The sequence below is a fragment of the Pantoea sp. BS_8 genome, assembly GCF_041954965.1.
In the GTDB taxonomy this organism is placed as follows: domain Bacteria; phylum Pseudomonadota; class Gammaproteobacteria; order Enterobacterales; family Enterobacteriaceae; genus Pantoea; species Pantoea stewartii.
This window is the reverse complement of record NZ_JAVAXU010000002.1, coordinates 374,929-388,316: the sequence shown is the minus strand read 5'-3', so window position 1 is coordinate 388,316 and position 13,388 is coordinate 374,929. Positions and strand designations below refer to the sequence as shown.

14 protein-coding genes and 1 riboswitch are annotated in these 13,388 nt (G+C 57.2%); of the genes, 10 read left to right on the top strand and 4 right to left on the bottom strand.

Going from position 1 to position 13,388, the window contains the following annotated elements; all coding sequences use genetic code 11:
* Positions 1–8: 8 nt before the first annotated feature.
* The gene (gene bioA, locus RAC65_RS07205) at positions 9–1,301 is read right to left on the bottom strand and encodes an adenosylmethionine--8-amino-7-oxononanoate transaminase (protein WP_058701080.1); all 1,293 of its coding nucleotides are present in this window, start codon (positions 1,299–1,301) and stop codon (positions 9–11) included.
* 85 nt (positions 1,302–1,386) lie between these two features.
* Between bioA and bioB the strand changes: the two genes are divergently transcribed.
* The 4 genes from bioB to bioD are packed head-to-tail and all read left to right on the top strand — an operon-like array spanning position 1,387 to position 4,976.
* Positions 1,387–2,418, top strand: coding sequence for a biotin synthase BioB (bioB, locus tag RAC65_RS07200; protein ID WP_006118502.1), 1,032 nt, complete (start codon positions 1,387–1,389; stop codon positions 2,416–2,418).
* Complete coding sequence (bioF, locus tag RAC65_RS07195; protein WP_058701079.1) at positions 2,418–3,569, top strand: 8-amino-7-oxononanoate synthase; 1,152 nt, start codon at positions 2,418–2,420, stop codon at positions 3,567–3,569. The genes bioB and bioF overlap by 1 nt, the downstream gene beginning before the upstream one ends.
* Positions 3,553–4,308, top strand: coding sequence for a malonyl-ACP O-methyltransferase BioC (gene bioC, locus RAC65_RS07190; protein WP_058701078.1), 756 nt, complete (start codon positions 3,553–3,555; stop codon positions 4,306–4,308). The genes bioF and bioC overlap by 17 nt, the downstream gene beginning before the upstream one ends.
* Positions 4,305–4,976, top strand: coding sequence for a dethiobiotin synthase (bioD, locus tag RAC65_RS07185; protein WP_058701077.1), 672 nt, complete (start codon positions 4,305–4,307; stop codon positions 4,974–4,976). The genes bioC and bioD overlap by 4 nt, the downstream gene beginning before the upstream one ends.
* Here bioD and RAC65_RS07180 read toward each other — a convergent pair whose 3' ends face one another.
* On the bottom strand, positions 4,977–5,699 hold the full coding sequence (locus tag RAC65_RS07180; protein ID WP_058701173.1) for an ABC transporter ATP-binding protein: 723 nt from the start codon (positions 5,697–5,699) through the stop codon (positions 4,977–4,979). It abuts the gene before it with no gap.
* A gap of 883 nt (positions 5,700–6,582) precedes the next feature.
* On the opposite strand from RAC65_RS07180, the gene uvrB reads away from it, so the two are divergent.
* Entirely contained in the window at positions 6,583–8,604 is a 2,022-nt protein-coding gene (gene uvrB, locus RAC65_RS07175) for an excinuclease ABC subunit UvrB (protein ID WP_033737734.1), read from the top strand.
* Between the two features lies 1 nt (position 8,605).
* Here uvrB and yvcK read toward each other — a convergent pair whose 3' ends face one another.
* Positions 8,606–9,511: a uridine diphosphate-N-acetylglucosamine-binding protein YvcK gene (gene yvcK / locus RAC65_RS07170; RefSeq protein WP_006118508.1), complete on the bottom strand. Its 906-nt coding sequence runs from the start codon at positions 9,509–9,511 to the stop codon at positions 8,606–8,608.
* A gap of 201 nt (positions 9,512–9,712) precedes the next feature.
* A riboswitch (molybdenum cofactor riboswitch) is annotated at positions 9,713–9,846 on the top strand.
* Here yvcK and moaA point away from each other — a divergent pair.
* The 5 genes from moaA to moaE all read left to right on the top strand — a co-directional run bounded on the left by moaA (position 9,835) and on the right by moaE (position 12,533).
* Positions 9,835–10,824 (top strand): GTP 3',8-cyclase MoaA, encoded by a 990-nt coding sequence (gene moaA / locus RAC65_RS07165; protein WP_172912616.1) that lies wholly within the window; start codon positions 9,835–9,837, stop codon positions 10,822–10,824. Its footprint overlaps the riboswitch before it by 12 nt.
* Positions 10,825–10,838: 14 nt before the next feature.
* Positions 10,839–11,354, top strand: a complete 516-nt coding sequence (moaB, locus tag RAC65_RS07160) for a molybdenum cofactor biosynthesis protein B (protein ID WP_263758886.1) — start codon at positions 10,839–10,841, stop codon at positions 11,352–11,354.
* Positions 11,355–11,356: 2 nt separating this feature from the next.
* Entirely contained in the window at positions 11,357–11,842 is a 486-nt protein-coding gene (gene moaC, locus RAC65_RS07155) for a cyclic pyranopterin monophosphate synthase MoaC (protein ID WP_033737733.1), read from the top strand.
* Positions 11,835–12,080 (top strand): molybdopterin synthase sulfur carrier subunit, encoded by a 246-nt coding sequence (gene moaD, locus RAC65_RS07150; RefSeq protein WP_006118512.1) that lies wholly within the window; start codon positions 11,835–11,837, stop codon positions 12,078–12,080. Before moaC ends, moaD begins: the two co-directional genes overlap by 8 nt.
* Positions 12,081–12,533 (top strand): molybdopterin synthase catalytic subunit MoaE, encoded by a 453-nt coding sequence (moaE, locus tag RAC65_RS07145; protein ID WP_033737732.1) that lies wholly within the window; start codon positions 12,081–12,083, stop codon positions 12,531–12,533.
* Here the strand turns inward: moaE and RAC65_RS07140 are convergent.
* Complete coding sequence (locus RAC65_RS07140) at positions 12,530–13,315, bottom strand: OBAP family protein (RefSeq protein WP_006118514.1); 786 nt, start codon at positions 13,313–13,315, stop codon at positions 12,530–12,532. The genes moaE and RAC65_RS07140 overlap by 4 nt on opposite strands.
* Between the last annotated feature and the right edge of the window lie 73 nt (positions 13,316–13,388).

The following is a 13,388-nucleotide window of genomic DNA, read 5'->3' as shown; positions in this document are numbered from 1 at the left end:
TTCAGGGCTCAACGCAGAAAATGACCGGGGTTCGCCAGGGCTGCGGCCATGGCCTGGATCAGCGTATCCAGTGCTTCAGGCGCGATGATATAGGGCGGCATCAGGTAGATCAGACGACCAAAGGGCCGAATCCAGACGCCCTGACTGACGAAAAACTGCTGCAGGGCGGCCATATTCACTGGACGGTGAGTTTCTACCACGCCAATCGCGCCCAGCACACGAACATCGGCTACCGCTGGCGACTGGCGCAGTGGCGTCAGTCCCGCCTGAAGCTGACGCTCGATAGCGCTGACCTGCCCGCGCCAGTGGCCTTCCTGTACCATTTTCAGGCTCTCCGCCGCCACGGCGCACGCCAGCGGATTGCCCATAAAGGTTGGGCCATGCATAAAGCAGCCCGCCGGACTGCGGCTGATGGTATCGGCGACTTCACGTGTGGTCAGCGTGGCGGCCAGGCTCATCGTGCCGCCGGTCAGGGCTTTGCCGACGCACAGGATGTCCGGTGTGATCGCCGCATGTTCGCAGGCAAACAGCGTGCCGGTGCGGCCAAAGCCCGTGGCGATTTCATCAGCGATCAGCAGGATGCCGTAACGATCGCACCACTCGCGTACCCTCTGCAGGTAGCGGGGATGGTAAAAACGCATGCCGCCCGCGCCCTGTACGATGGGCTCCAGAATCACCGCGGCCAACTGATGCTGATGCTGTTCGATCAGCCGGGCGAAATCCTGAAAATCTTCTTCATTCCAGGCCGCGTCAAAACCACATTGCGGCGCCTCGGCAAAGTGGTGCTCGGGCAGATAGCCGCGCCACAGGCTGTGCATGGAATTATCCGGATCGCACACCGACATCGCCGCAAATGTATCACCGTGATAGCCACGCTTAAGGGTTAAAAACTGCTGACGCGTTTCTCCCCGACCCAGCCAGTATTGCAACGCCATCTTCATTGCCACTTCGACGGCAACGGAGCCGGAGTCTGCAAGGAATACGCACGCCAGCGCGTCAGGTGTCATCGCCACTAACTGACGACACAGCGCCACCGCGGCGGGATGCGTAATCCCGCCGAACATCACGTGGGACATCTGAGCCATCTGCTGCTGCAGGGCCTGGTTCAGGCGTGGATGGTTGTAACCATGAATCGCCGCCCACCAGGAGGACATCCCGTCTACCAGTGTGCGCCCATCCGCCAGTTGCAGCGTGTAACCCTGTGCCGCGACGACCGGGTAACAGGGCAACGGTTGCTGCATGGAGGTGTAAGGATGCCAGATATGCTGGCGATCGAATTCGGCGTCCTGAAGCGTAAACATCGTAGTTGTAAACCAAAATAAAAAGATTTAGTTTACAAGTATAACCACGTTAACTGTCGGGATGACACCTTTTTTGGAGTACGTAATGTCACAACGTTGGACGCTAGCCCAGGCACAGGCCCTGTTTGAACGCCCGTTTCTTGAACTGATGTTTGAAGCACAGCAGGTACATCGCCAGCACTTCGATCCGCGTCAGGTTCAGGTCAGCACGCTGCTGTCGATTAAAACGGGTGCCTGCCCGGAAGACTGCAAATACTGTCCGCAAAGTGCCCGCTACAAGACCGGGCTGGAATCAGAGCGCCTGATGGAGGTGGATGAGGTCCTGCGTTCGGCGCAAAAAGCGAAAGCGGCCGGATCCAGCCGCTTCTGCATGGGCGCGGCGTGGAAAAACCCCAGCGATCGCGATATGCCTTATCTGGAAAAAATGGTTGAAGGCGTGAAAGCAATGGGCATGGAAACCTGCATGACGCTGGGAACGCTGAGCGACAGCCAGGCCCAGCGTTTAGGTCGCGCCGGGCTGGACTTTTATAACCACAATCTGGATACCTCGCCGGAGTTTTACGGCAACATCATTACCACGCGCAGCTATCAGGAGCGACTGGATACGCTGGGCAAGGTGCGCGAGGCCGGTATCAAGGTCTGCTCGGGCGGGATTGTTGGCCTGGGCGAAACGGTTAATGATCGCGCCGGGTTGCTGGTGCAACTGGCCAACTTACCGACGCCGCCGGAAAGCGTGCCGATCAACATGCTGGTCAAGGTGAAAGGCACCCCGCTGGCAGACAATGACGATGTCGAACCTTTCGATTTTATCCGCACGATAGCCGTCGCCCGCATCATGATGCCTGCCTCGCACGTGCGTCTGTCGGCGGGCCGCGAACAGATGAATGAACAAACCCAGGCGATGTGTTTTATGGCCGGGGCTAACTCGATTTTTTACGGCTGCAAGCTGCTGACCACGCCAAACCCGGAAGAAGACAAAGATATGCTGCTGTTCCGCAAGCTCGGACTGAATCCGGAACATACCCAGACCGCCCATGGCGATAATGCGCAACAGCAGCAGCTCAGTGAGCAACTGCTCAATGCCGACACAGAAAAATTCTATAACGCGGCGCTGTAATGGGCTGGCCGCAACGCATACAGCAGGCGCTCGCGCAGCGCCGTGCTGAAGAGGGCTGGCGCGAACGGCGCGTAGTTGACGCCAGTCAGACGCGCCTGATCCGCTATGCAGGCCGGGATTATCGTCACTTTTCCAGTAATGATTATCTTGGGTTAAGCCAGCATCCGGCGGTGATTGCCGGATGGCAACAGGGCGCGGCACTGGCCGGGGCGGGGGCAGGCGCATCCAGCCATGTCACCGGTTTCCAGGCTCTTCATGCCACCCTGGAAGCGCAACTGGCCGGGTGGCTGGGTTATCCCCGGGCATTACTGTTTATTTCCGGCTTTGCCGCCAACCAGGCGGTCATTCACCTGCTCGCCGGGAAAAACGATCGCATTCTTGCTGACAAGCTGAGCCATGCCTCGTTGCTGGATGCTGCAAGTCACAGCCCTGCGCAACTGCGTCGTTTCGCCCATAACGATCCGGACAGTCTGGCTGTGCGACTGAGTGCGCCCTGTGAAGGGCAAACGCTGGTGGTCACGGAAGGGATCTTCAGCATGGATGGTGACAGCGCGCCGTTACAGACGCTGGCGGCGCAGTCGCGTGAGGCAGGGGCCTGGTTACTGGTTGACGATGCGCACGGCATTGGCGTCACAGGTGAGCAGGGGCGCGGCAGCTGTTGGCAACAGGGCATTAAGCCCGAACTGCTGGTGGTCACCTTCGGTAAAGCCTTTGGCGTCAGCGGCGCGGCATTGCTGTGTGATGACGCGACGGCCGACTATTTTGTGCAGTTTTCGCGCCACCTCATCTACTCAACCGCCATGCCGCCAGCACAGGCCAGCGCGTTACTGGCCGCCCTGAAACAGGTGCAGGCAGGCGATGGACTGCGCCAGCGCCTGAGCCGCAACATTGACCATTTCCGCCGGGGCGCCTCCTCCTTGCCCTGGTCGCTTATGCCGTCATCCAGCGCCATCCAACCGTTACTTGTTGGCGATAACGCCCAGGCGATGGCCTTGTCGGCCCGTTTAGCCGAAGCCGGTTGCTGGGTCAGCGCGATTCGTCCGCCTACCGTACCGCCGGGCACGGCACGTTTGCGCATCACGCTGACCGCCGCGCATCAGCCAGACGATATTGATGTCCTGCTGGAGGCACTTCATGACGCTGCACATTGATAAACGTGCCGTAGCCAGAGCCTTTGGGCGCGCGGCGTCGTGTTACGACAGGCATGCCGAACTGCAACGGATCAGCGGGGATGCGCTGCTGGCATGGGTGCCTGCTCAAACCGGTCCACAGGTGCTGGATGCGGGCTGTGGCACCGGCTGGTACAGCCGGCTATGGCGCGACCGGGGGAAACAGGTCATGGCGCTGGATCTGTCGCCGCAGATGTTGCATCAGGCCCGGCAAAACGCGGTGGCGCATCATTATCTGGCGGGCGACATCGACGCACTGCCGTTAGCCGATCAGAGCATTGACCTGTTATGGAGCAATCTGGTGGTGCAATGGAGCGACGATTTGCCGGCCGCGCTCAGACAGTTTACGCGGGTACTAAAACCCGGCGGCTGTATGCTGTTTTCAACGCTGAGCGCGGGATCGCTGCATGAGGTTCACGAGGCCTGGTCGCATCTTGACGCGCATGTGCACGCCAACCGCTTTCTGCCGGCGCAGGCGATCGCCGCGGCCTGTGCTACACAACGGCTGCGCTGTCACGCGCAAACCGTCACCCTGCATTTTCCCGATGCGCTCAGCGCCATGCGCTCTCTGAAGGGCATTGGCGCAACGCATCTGCATGTCGGACGGGCCGATTATGTGCTGACGCGTCGCCGTCTGGCACAGCTTGAAGCTCACTGGCCACGGGACGAACAGGGTTTCCGCCTCAGTTATCATTTGATGTATGGAGTAAGTGAATCATGACACGCTGGTTTATCACCGGTACCGATACTGAAGTCGGTAAAACCGTTGCCAGTAGCGCCCTGCTGCAGGCGGCGAGCGCAGCAGGCTACCGCTGTGCGGGCTACAAACCGGTGGCCTCGGGCTGTACGTTAACCGCAGAAGGCATCCGTAACAGCGATGCGCTGGCGCTGCAACGTTACAGCAATGTGCCGCTCTGCTATGAGCAGGTGAATCCGCTGGCCTTTATGGAGCCGACATCGCCGCATATCGTCAGCGCAGAGGAGGGCAGGCCAATTACCTTTTCAACGCTATCGGCAGGGCTTCGCGAGCTGGAGCCGCTGGCTGACTGGATTCTGATTGAAGGCGCGGGCGGCTGGTATACGCCGCTGTCTGAGACGCAAACCTATGCCGACTGGGTTGAGACTGAACGGCTACCGGTGATTTTGGTGGTGGGTGTAAAACTGGGCTGTATTAATCATGCCATGCTGACCGCCGAGGCGATAAGGGCGCGTGGACTGCGACTGGCTGGCTGGATTGCCAACACGGTTCAGCCGCCCGGCCAGCGTTATCAGGCATACCTTACGGCCCTGAAGGAGCGCCTGCCCGCGCCTTGTCTGGGTGTCATTCCCTGGTTAGCGGATGACAGCCAGCAGGCGGACTGTGGTCACTATCTGACGCTACCGGATTAATCACGCCATCGTCAGCCATTTATCGAGCGTACCGTCATCCAGCAGGGTGACGTTACCCTGCGCCACATTACGCCCGCGATGCAACAGCAAAAAGCTGTCAGCGACGCGCCGAATCAGGGAAACCCGCTGCTCCAGCAGCAGAATCGTCAGGCCGTAATCCCGGTTAAGACGCCGAATCAGGTTACCCATCTCTTCTTCCAGCCAGGGCGCCATGCCATCGGCGGGCTCATCCAGAATCAGCAGGCGCGGCTGTAATACCAGCGCGCGGGCAAGGGCCAGTTGCTGCTGCTGGTAAACCGGCAAATCCCCGCTGCGCTGTTGACGCAGTGAATAGAGAGCCGGCAGAAGATCAAAAATCATTTCCGGGATAGGCCGGTGATTTTCGCGCGATTCAGCGCCTGCCAGCAGGGCAATCAGTAAGTTATCTTCTACGCTCATCTGCGTGAAAATATGTCGTCCCTGTGGCACGTAACCAATGCCCTGACGTGCACGTTGATCGGCAGGCTGCGACAGCAGGTCCTCTGGCGGCGAGCCATCCTGCTGCCAGCTAATCGTGCCGCTGTTGATGGGAAGCTTACCCATGATGCAGTTCACCAGCGTGGTTTTTCCCATGCCGGGACGTCCCAGTATGCCGGTACAGGTGCCGAGGGGCAGGTCAAGGTCCACATTCCAGAGAATATGATTTTTTCCGTAAAACTGATTCACCGACCGTAAACTTAGCATCTGACGCGCTCCTTCCAGATAATTAACCTGAATGTTTTGCTGCTCATAACGGGTAAATCGCACTACCAGAATAGCAGGGCTATGACTGCTGCTGTGGCGCATGACATCCTGATCACAGAGCATGCAATTACCGGGCCAGAGTCGGAGTGAACGAAGTTTGCGCGCTTAACATGCGGAATTTTGACGGTTTAAATATAAGTAAAAGTGAACAATTGACGGGCGGGACGACTGCGTAGCGCGATGAGGGTGCAGGAAAAATGAGCGTCAGGTGCAGTTGCCCATAAATGGCGCAGGCAGTCTGCTGTAAAAAACAGCAACCTGAAAAGCCAGACGATAAACGTTGAATGCGCGCCATGCATCGCGCTAAAACAACGCTATTGGCGTTAAAAATTTCGCTAAAAAAAAATTTTTTTTCATCAAAACGCGGCGGCAGAAAAAATTATGCACAGCCGATATTCCAAGGCCTCTCATCAGTTATCCACTATTCCTGTGGATAACCTTGTGCATTAGATAATGAAAACAGGTTAGAAGCGAGGAAATACGCGGCCTGGTCACGTAATGATGACAATCTGGGCTTTTTTTACTTACTATTAAAAATCAGTGTGTTAGTAAAAAACAAGCCTGCCGGATTGGACGCGATTCATCAAACTGCAATTTTATGACACAGGCTTGACAAATGTTAAATCAATACGTGGCTTGGGGATAACCTTGCGCAACAAAAACGGGTGTTTGCCTGGGCAAAAGTGCCAGAGTCAAGTAAAACCTGGCGACAATACTGTGCATCATTACTGGTATTATATCCAGTATTTTTTTCTGGCAAAATTGCCATAGCAGAGTAAAATAATGGGCTGCCCGCCGTCTTTCTTCTGCAGGAACCGCATTCATGAGTAAAGATTTTAAACTGAACTCCGCTTTCAAGCCTTCTGGCGATCAGCCGGAAGCGATCCGCCGTCTGGAAGCCGGACTGGAAGACGGCCTGGCGCACCAGACGCTGTTAGGCGTAACCGGATCGGGTAAAACCTTTACCGTTGCTAACGTTATTGCCGACCTGAATCGTCCTACCATGGTGCTGGCTCCTAATAAGACGCTGGCGGCGCAACTGTATGGCGAGATGAAGGAGTTCTTTCCCGAAAACGCCGTAGAGTTTTTTGTCTCGTACTATGACTACTACCAGCCCGAAGCTTACGTGCCCAGTTCGGATACCTTTATTGAAAAGGATGCGTCGGTTAACGAACATATCGAGCAAATGCGCCTCTCCGCGACGAAAGCGTTGCTGGAACGGCGCGACGTGATTGTCGTGGCCTCCGTGTCTGCCATCTACGGCCTGGGCGATCCCGATCTGTATCTGAAAATGATGCTGCACTTAACGCGCGGCATGATTATCGATCAGCGCAGCATCCTGCGTCGCCTGTCGGAGTTGCAGTACACGCGTAACGATCAGGCGTTTCAGCGCGGGACGTTCCGGGTCCGGGGCGAAGTCATTGATATCTTCCCGGCCGAATCTGACGATATGGCCCTGCGGGTTGAATTATTCGATGAAGAGGTGGAGCGGCTGTCCCTGTTTGACCCGCTTACCGGTCAGGTCGAATCGGTGGTGCCGCGCTTTACCATTTACCCTAAAACGCACTACGTTACGCCGCGTGAGCGTATCCTGCAGGCCATGGAAGACATCAAGGTTGAACTGGCCGAACGGCGCAAGATCCTGCTGGAAAACAACAAACTGCTGGAAGAGCAGCGTATTACCCAACGGACGCAGTTTGACCTCGAAATGATGGGGGAGCTGGGATACTGCTCTGGTATCGAAAACTACTCCCGCTATCTGTCTGGCCGCGGACCGGGGGAAGCGCCGCCGACCTTATTTGACTATCTGCCGGCGGATGGCCTGCTGGTCGTCGATGAGTCGCACGTAACCATTCCGCAGATTGGCGGCATGTACCGCGGGGACAGGGCGCGTAAAGAGACGTTAGTCGAATATGGCTTCCGCCTGCCTTCGGCGCTGGATAACCGCCCCATGAAGTTTGAAGAGTTCGAGGCGCTGGCCCCTCAGACCATTTATGTCTCCGCCACGCCAGGCAAATACGAGCTGGAAAAATCGGGCGATGAGGTGATCGATCAGGTGGTGCGTCCGACGGGGCTGCTGGATCCGATCCTTGAGGTGCGGCCCGTGGCGACTCAGGTGGACGATTTGCTGTCAGAGATCCGCCAGCGCGTTAACGTCAATGAACGCGTACTGGTCACGGTGCTCACCAAACGTATGGCCGAAGACCTGACGGAGTACCTGGAAGAACACGGTGAAAAGGTGCGCTATCTGCACTCTGACATCGATACCGTCGAGCGCATGGAAATTATTCGCGACCTGCGCCTGGGCAAATTTGATGTGCTGGTGGGCATCAACCTGCTGCGTGAAGGGCTGGATATGCCGGAAGTCTCGCTGGTGGCCATTCTGGATGCCGATAAAGAGGGCTTCCTGCGTTCCGAGCGCTCCCTGATCCAGACCATCGGGCGCGCTGCACGTAACATCAATGGTAAAGCGATCCTCTACGGCGATAAGATCACGCCTTCCATGGCGCGCGCCATTGAAGAAACCGAGCGCCGTCGTGAGAAGCAGCAGCGCTACAACGAAGAGAATGGCATCGTACCGCAGGGCCTGAATAAGAAAATCACCGATATTCTGGAACTGGGCAATAACGTGGTGAAAACGCGAGGTAAAGCCAAACCCGGCAAGCGCAACGCCGCCGAGACAGAGACGGATTACCTGGCGTTGTCACCGCAGGCGTTGCAGAAAAAGATTCACGAACTGGAAGGGCAGATGCAGCAGCATGCGCAAAACCTGGAGTTCGAACAGGCTGCTGGCCTGCGCGATCAGCTCCAGGAACTGCGCACCTTGTTTATCGCGGTGTCCTGAGTCAGTTAAACCGCTGGATGGCGTGCTCCAGCGCGCCGCGCAGCAGCTGGCGGTCGTGACGATATTTAATATCTGCGGCCTCCAGCGGCTCCTGAATGATCAGGCGGTTGTCGATCAGACTGACATCCGTGGCCGGTCCGACAACCACGGCGTCGATGACCCGTTTACCAATCGCCTCTTCCATTATTCTCAGCTTATCCGCTACGGTCAGCGCCGCCGCCGCCGGACTGAGTTCACGGCCCAGGTTGCCGATAAACACCATGTTCGCGGGCGTGCGGCGCAGCGCCTGCGCCATCTCTTTCATTAACAAAATGGGCATCAGGCTGGTGTAGAAGCTGCCAGGCCCAATCAGAATCAAATCGGCTTCTGCAACGGCATCGAGCGCTTCGCGCGTCGGTTGCACCACAGGATGCAGCATTAACGCCTGTGGTGGTGCGCGCATCTCATCAATGGCGGTTTCACCATAAACGGCATTGCCTTCGTCATCCGTTGCCATCAAATCCACCGGATGTTCAGACATCGGGATTAAAAACGCGTCAACTTTTAGCAGATTTCGGATGATATTGACCACTTCCAACGGACGCACGCTCAGATGATCCAGCGCTTTCAGTATTAAATTGCCCAGATTGTGCCCGGCCAGTTCGCCATTGCCGGTAAAGCGGTATTCGAACATCGCGGACGCGACGCTGGGCTCGGTAATCAACTGGTTAATGCAGTTGCGCAGATCGCCCCAGGCGATACCGCCTTCAGCCCGACGGATGCGGCCGGTGGAGCCACCGTTATCAGTGGTGGTAACGATGCCGGTCAGGCGCGAACCCAGTGGTGACAAGGCCGACATCACGCGACCTAATCCATGTCCGCCGCCCAGTGCCACGACGCGATCCAGGTCCGCCAGTGTTCGATTCATATTTCTCCTTTTTCGCGTCTGCAGAGGCGTGAAACGCGCAGGGTGCAGACGAGGATGATGTGTGTCAGTTTATGACCGGCAGTTTACCGTATCCCGGGCGCGAAATACGGTGAAAGTTAACGTTACTGCGCACACAGAGTAAAAGCCGTGGATGGCGCATTTACCCTAATCGCGCTACCATCTGTATACCGCGTTAATCAGCCGGTTAACGTACACTCAAGCCTGAATGCCTACGTCTGCGGATAGGGGATTCAGGCCGTAGCCTCCGCGCTGCCAGGGTGCAGGAAGAAATGACTGCATCTCCCGAACTGGAAAGGTGTTCTCTGGTGTCACAATTTACTGATGCATTTGCGCGTAAGTTTTATTACTTGCGCCTCTCGGTCACGGATGTCTGTAATTTCCGTTGTACCTATTGCCTGCCGGAGGGTTATCAGCCAAACGGTATCCGCAATAAAAGCTTTCTCTCACTGGATGAAATTCGCCGTGTCACGCGCGCCTTTGCGGCGGCGGGCACTGAAAAAGTGCGTCTGACCGGCGGTGAGCCCTCTTTACGTCGTGATTTCACCGACATTATCGCCGCGGTTAACGAAAATGCTGCGATTCGCCAGATTGCAGTCACCACCAACGGCTATCGACTGGCGCGCGATGTTAAGCAGTGGCGCGACGCGGGACTGACCGCGTTGAACGTCAGCGTGGACAGCCTTGATGCACGTCAGTTTCATGCGATTACCGGTCAGGACAAGTTCCACCAGGTGATGGCCGGGATTGACGCGGCTTTTGAGGCGGGTTTTAGCCAGGTCAAAGTCAACAGCGTGCTGATGCGCGATGTCAACAGCCACCATCTGGCGACCTTTCTTGACTGGATCCGTACGCGTCCCATCCAGCTGCGTTTTATCGAACTGATGGAAACCGGCGAGGGCGGTGCGCTGTTTCGCCAGCAGCATGTCTCGGGCGAAGTTATCCGCGATCAGCTGATTGCTCAGGGCTGGCAGCGTCGTATCAGCGGCCGCAGTGATGGCCCGGCCCAGGTGTTTTATCATCCGGATTACGTGGGTGAAATCGGGCTGATCATGCCGTATTCCAAAGATTTCTGCGCCAGCTGCAACCGTCTGCGGGTTTCCGCACAGGGAAATTTGCATCTCTGCCTGTTTGGCGATGGCGGGATTCCTTTACGCGATCTGCTGGCCTCTGACGACCAGCAAGATGAACTTCAGGCACGCATTGCCAGCAGCCTGGGCCAGAAGAAGCAGACGCATTTCCTGTTACAGGGAAATACCGGTATTACACAAAATCTTTCTTATATTGGCGGTTAACTGCAGGAGCAGACATGGGCAAATCAGCCAGCACGTTTCAACCGTTACAGCTCGCTATGCTGACGGTCTCTGACAGCCGTGATGCCAGCTGCGATACCTCCGGCGATTATCTGCGTGAAGCGGCAGCCGAGGCGGGCCACAGTGTGATCGATCACGCCATTGTTCCCGACAATGTTTACCGTATTCGCGCGATTGTGTCGCGCTGGATCGCCAGTGAAGATGTCCAGGTGGTCATTATTAATGGCGGCACCGGCTTCAATGCGAAAAACAGCACGCCTGAGGCGCTGCTGCCGTTGTTCGATCGGGAGATTGACGGCTTTGGCGAGCTGTTCCGCATGGTGTCTTACGAAGACATTGGCGGCTCGACATTGCAGTCCCGTGCGGTGGCCGGTCTGGCTAACCAGACGTTGATCTTTGCGGTCCCGGGCTCAACGTCAGCCTGTACCACCGCGTGGGAACGCATCATCGCTGACCAACTGGATGCGCGTACGCGTCCCTGCAATTTTGTCACTCATTTAAAGAAGCTTTAAGCATGTCACAACTTACCCACATCAACGCCGCGGGCGAAGCCCACATGGTGGATGTTTCCACCAAAGACGATACGGTACGCGAAGCGCAGGCCGACGTGCTGGTACTGATGAAGCCAGAAACGTTACAGATGATCATGGAAGGCCGTCACCATAAGGGTGATGTGTTCGCCACAGCGCGCATTGCCGGTATTCAGGCGGCAAAACGCACCTGGGAACTGATCCCACTCTGTCATCCGCTTATGCTGAGCAAAGTGGAGATCAACCTGGTCGCGGAACCCGAATTGAACCGGGTTCGCATCACCTCGCTGTGTCGGCTGACGGGGAAAACCGGGGTAGAAATGGAAGCCCTGACGGCGGCTTCCGTGGCGGCGCTGACCATCTATGACATGTGCAAAGCCGTCCAGAAAGATATCGTGATTGATCGGCTGCGCCTGCTGCATAAAAGCGGCGGCAAAAGCGGCGATTTTCAGGCGGCAGCCCATGATTAAGGTGCTGTTTTTTGCGCAGGTGCGGGAGCTGGTGGGCACGGACTCGCTGACGCTGGCCGCCGACTATCCCGACGTCGCGGCGCTGCGGACAGCGTTGTCTCAGCAGGGCGAACGCTGGGCGCTGGCGCTCGACAGCGAACGATTACTGGCGGCGGTTAACCAGACACTACGCCCCATGACGCACCCTTTACAGGACGGCGATGAAGTCGCCTTTTTCCCACCCGTTACCGGAGGATAAATGGACACGCAAATTCGGGTCGGTCCCGCGCCCTTTGCGATGGCGCAGGAATACCAGTGGCTGGCAGGGTGCGACGAAGACGGCGCGGTTGTCACGTTCACGGGCAAAGTGCGCAATCACAACCTGGGCGATGATGTTGCGGCCCTGACGCTGGAACATTATCCCGGTATGACCGAGAAGGCGCTGCAGGAAATTACTGACGAGGCGCGCCAGCGCTGGCCGCTTCAGCGCGTCTCTGTCATCCACCGCATTGGTGAACTGTTTCCCGGCGATGAGATTGTCTTTGTCGGCGTCACCAGTGCGCACCGCAGCAGCGCCTTTGCCGCTGCGGAATTCATCATGGATTACCTGAAAACCCGCGCCCCGTTCTGGAAACGGGAAACCACCGGGCAGGGCGATCGCTGGGTCGATGCACGCAGCAGCGATCACGAGGCTGCGCAGCGCTGGGATTAAGGCGTACCACGCTGTTCGGCGGGAGCAAACTGCGTGTTGCCGTGCGCGTGTTCACCGCCGCCTTGTCCTCGCCGAAGCTGAATAACGTCACCGTCCTGCCAGGCATTGGCGCCGGGCACCACGGGATGTGCGACGATATCCGCCCGTTCAGCACGAATTTTTTGACTGTCGATGTCAAAACGGCGGTCGCGATCGGCCAGCAAGCGCGCATCCATTTGCCCGTCGGCGGTAAAGCCCATCATCAGCGCCGGAATGCCAATGGGCAGTTGCTTGTCGCGGTCGGTGTGCCAGGTATGCCAGGTTTTCCCGTACGTGTTGACGATGCGCGTCATCAGCGCTTTTTCTGCGACGGCCGGCAGGCCGGGCGCGACCAGTGAACCGGATTTCACCTCATACTGATGACTGTGCCACAGTTTTTTCTCTTCGGCGGGCAGGGTGCGGTACAGGCGCTCACTGATAATATATTCCACGCCCATCAGGCGCGCATCGCGCGTATTACCATCATAAATTACCGCCTGCATCACATCATCATTCAGGACCGTCACATAGTGATGGGCTTCCATCTGGCCATTCTTGTCGCCGTTATAGAAATGAAAACCATCCAGATAGGCATTGATCGCATCAATGGGCGGGCGGGACTGCAGCACGGCCGCGCCGCTGTCCAGCGCTTTTAGCGTCGGTGAAGTGGGAGCGCCCGGCGAACTGACCTGAGCCGGTGTGTTATTGCCGCCGCAGCCGGCCAGCAGCAGGCTCAGTGCGATAAGTGTCCAGCGTTTTGACATAAAACATCCCTTTTTCGTGAAAAGAGATAACCTTAGTTCATATAATCGCATCTGCCCTGCGAAGCGGCGCAGT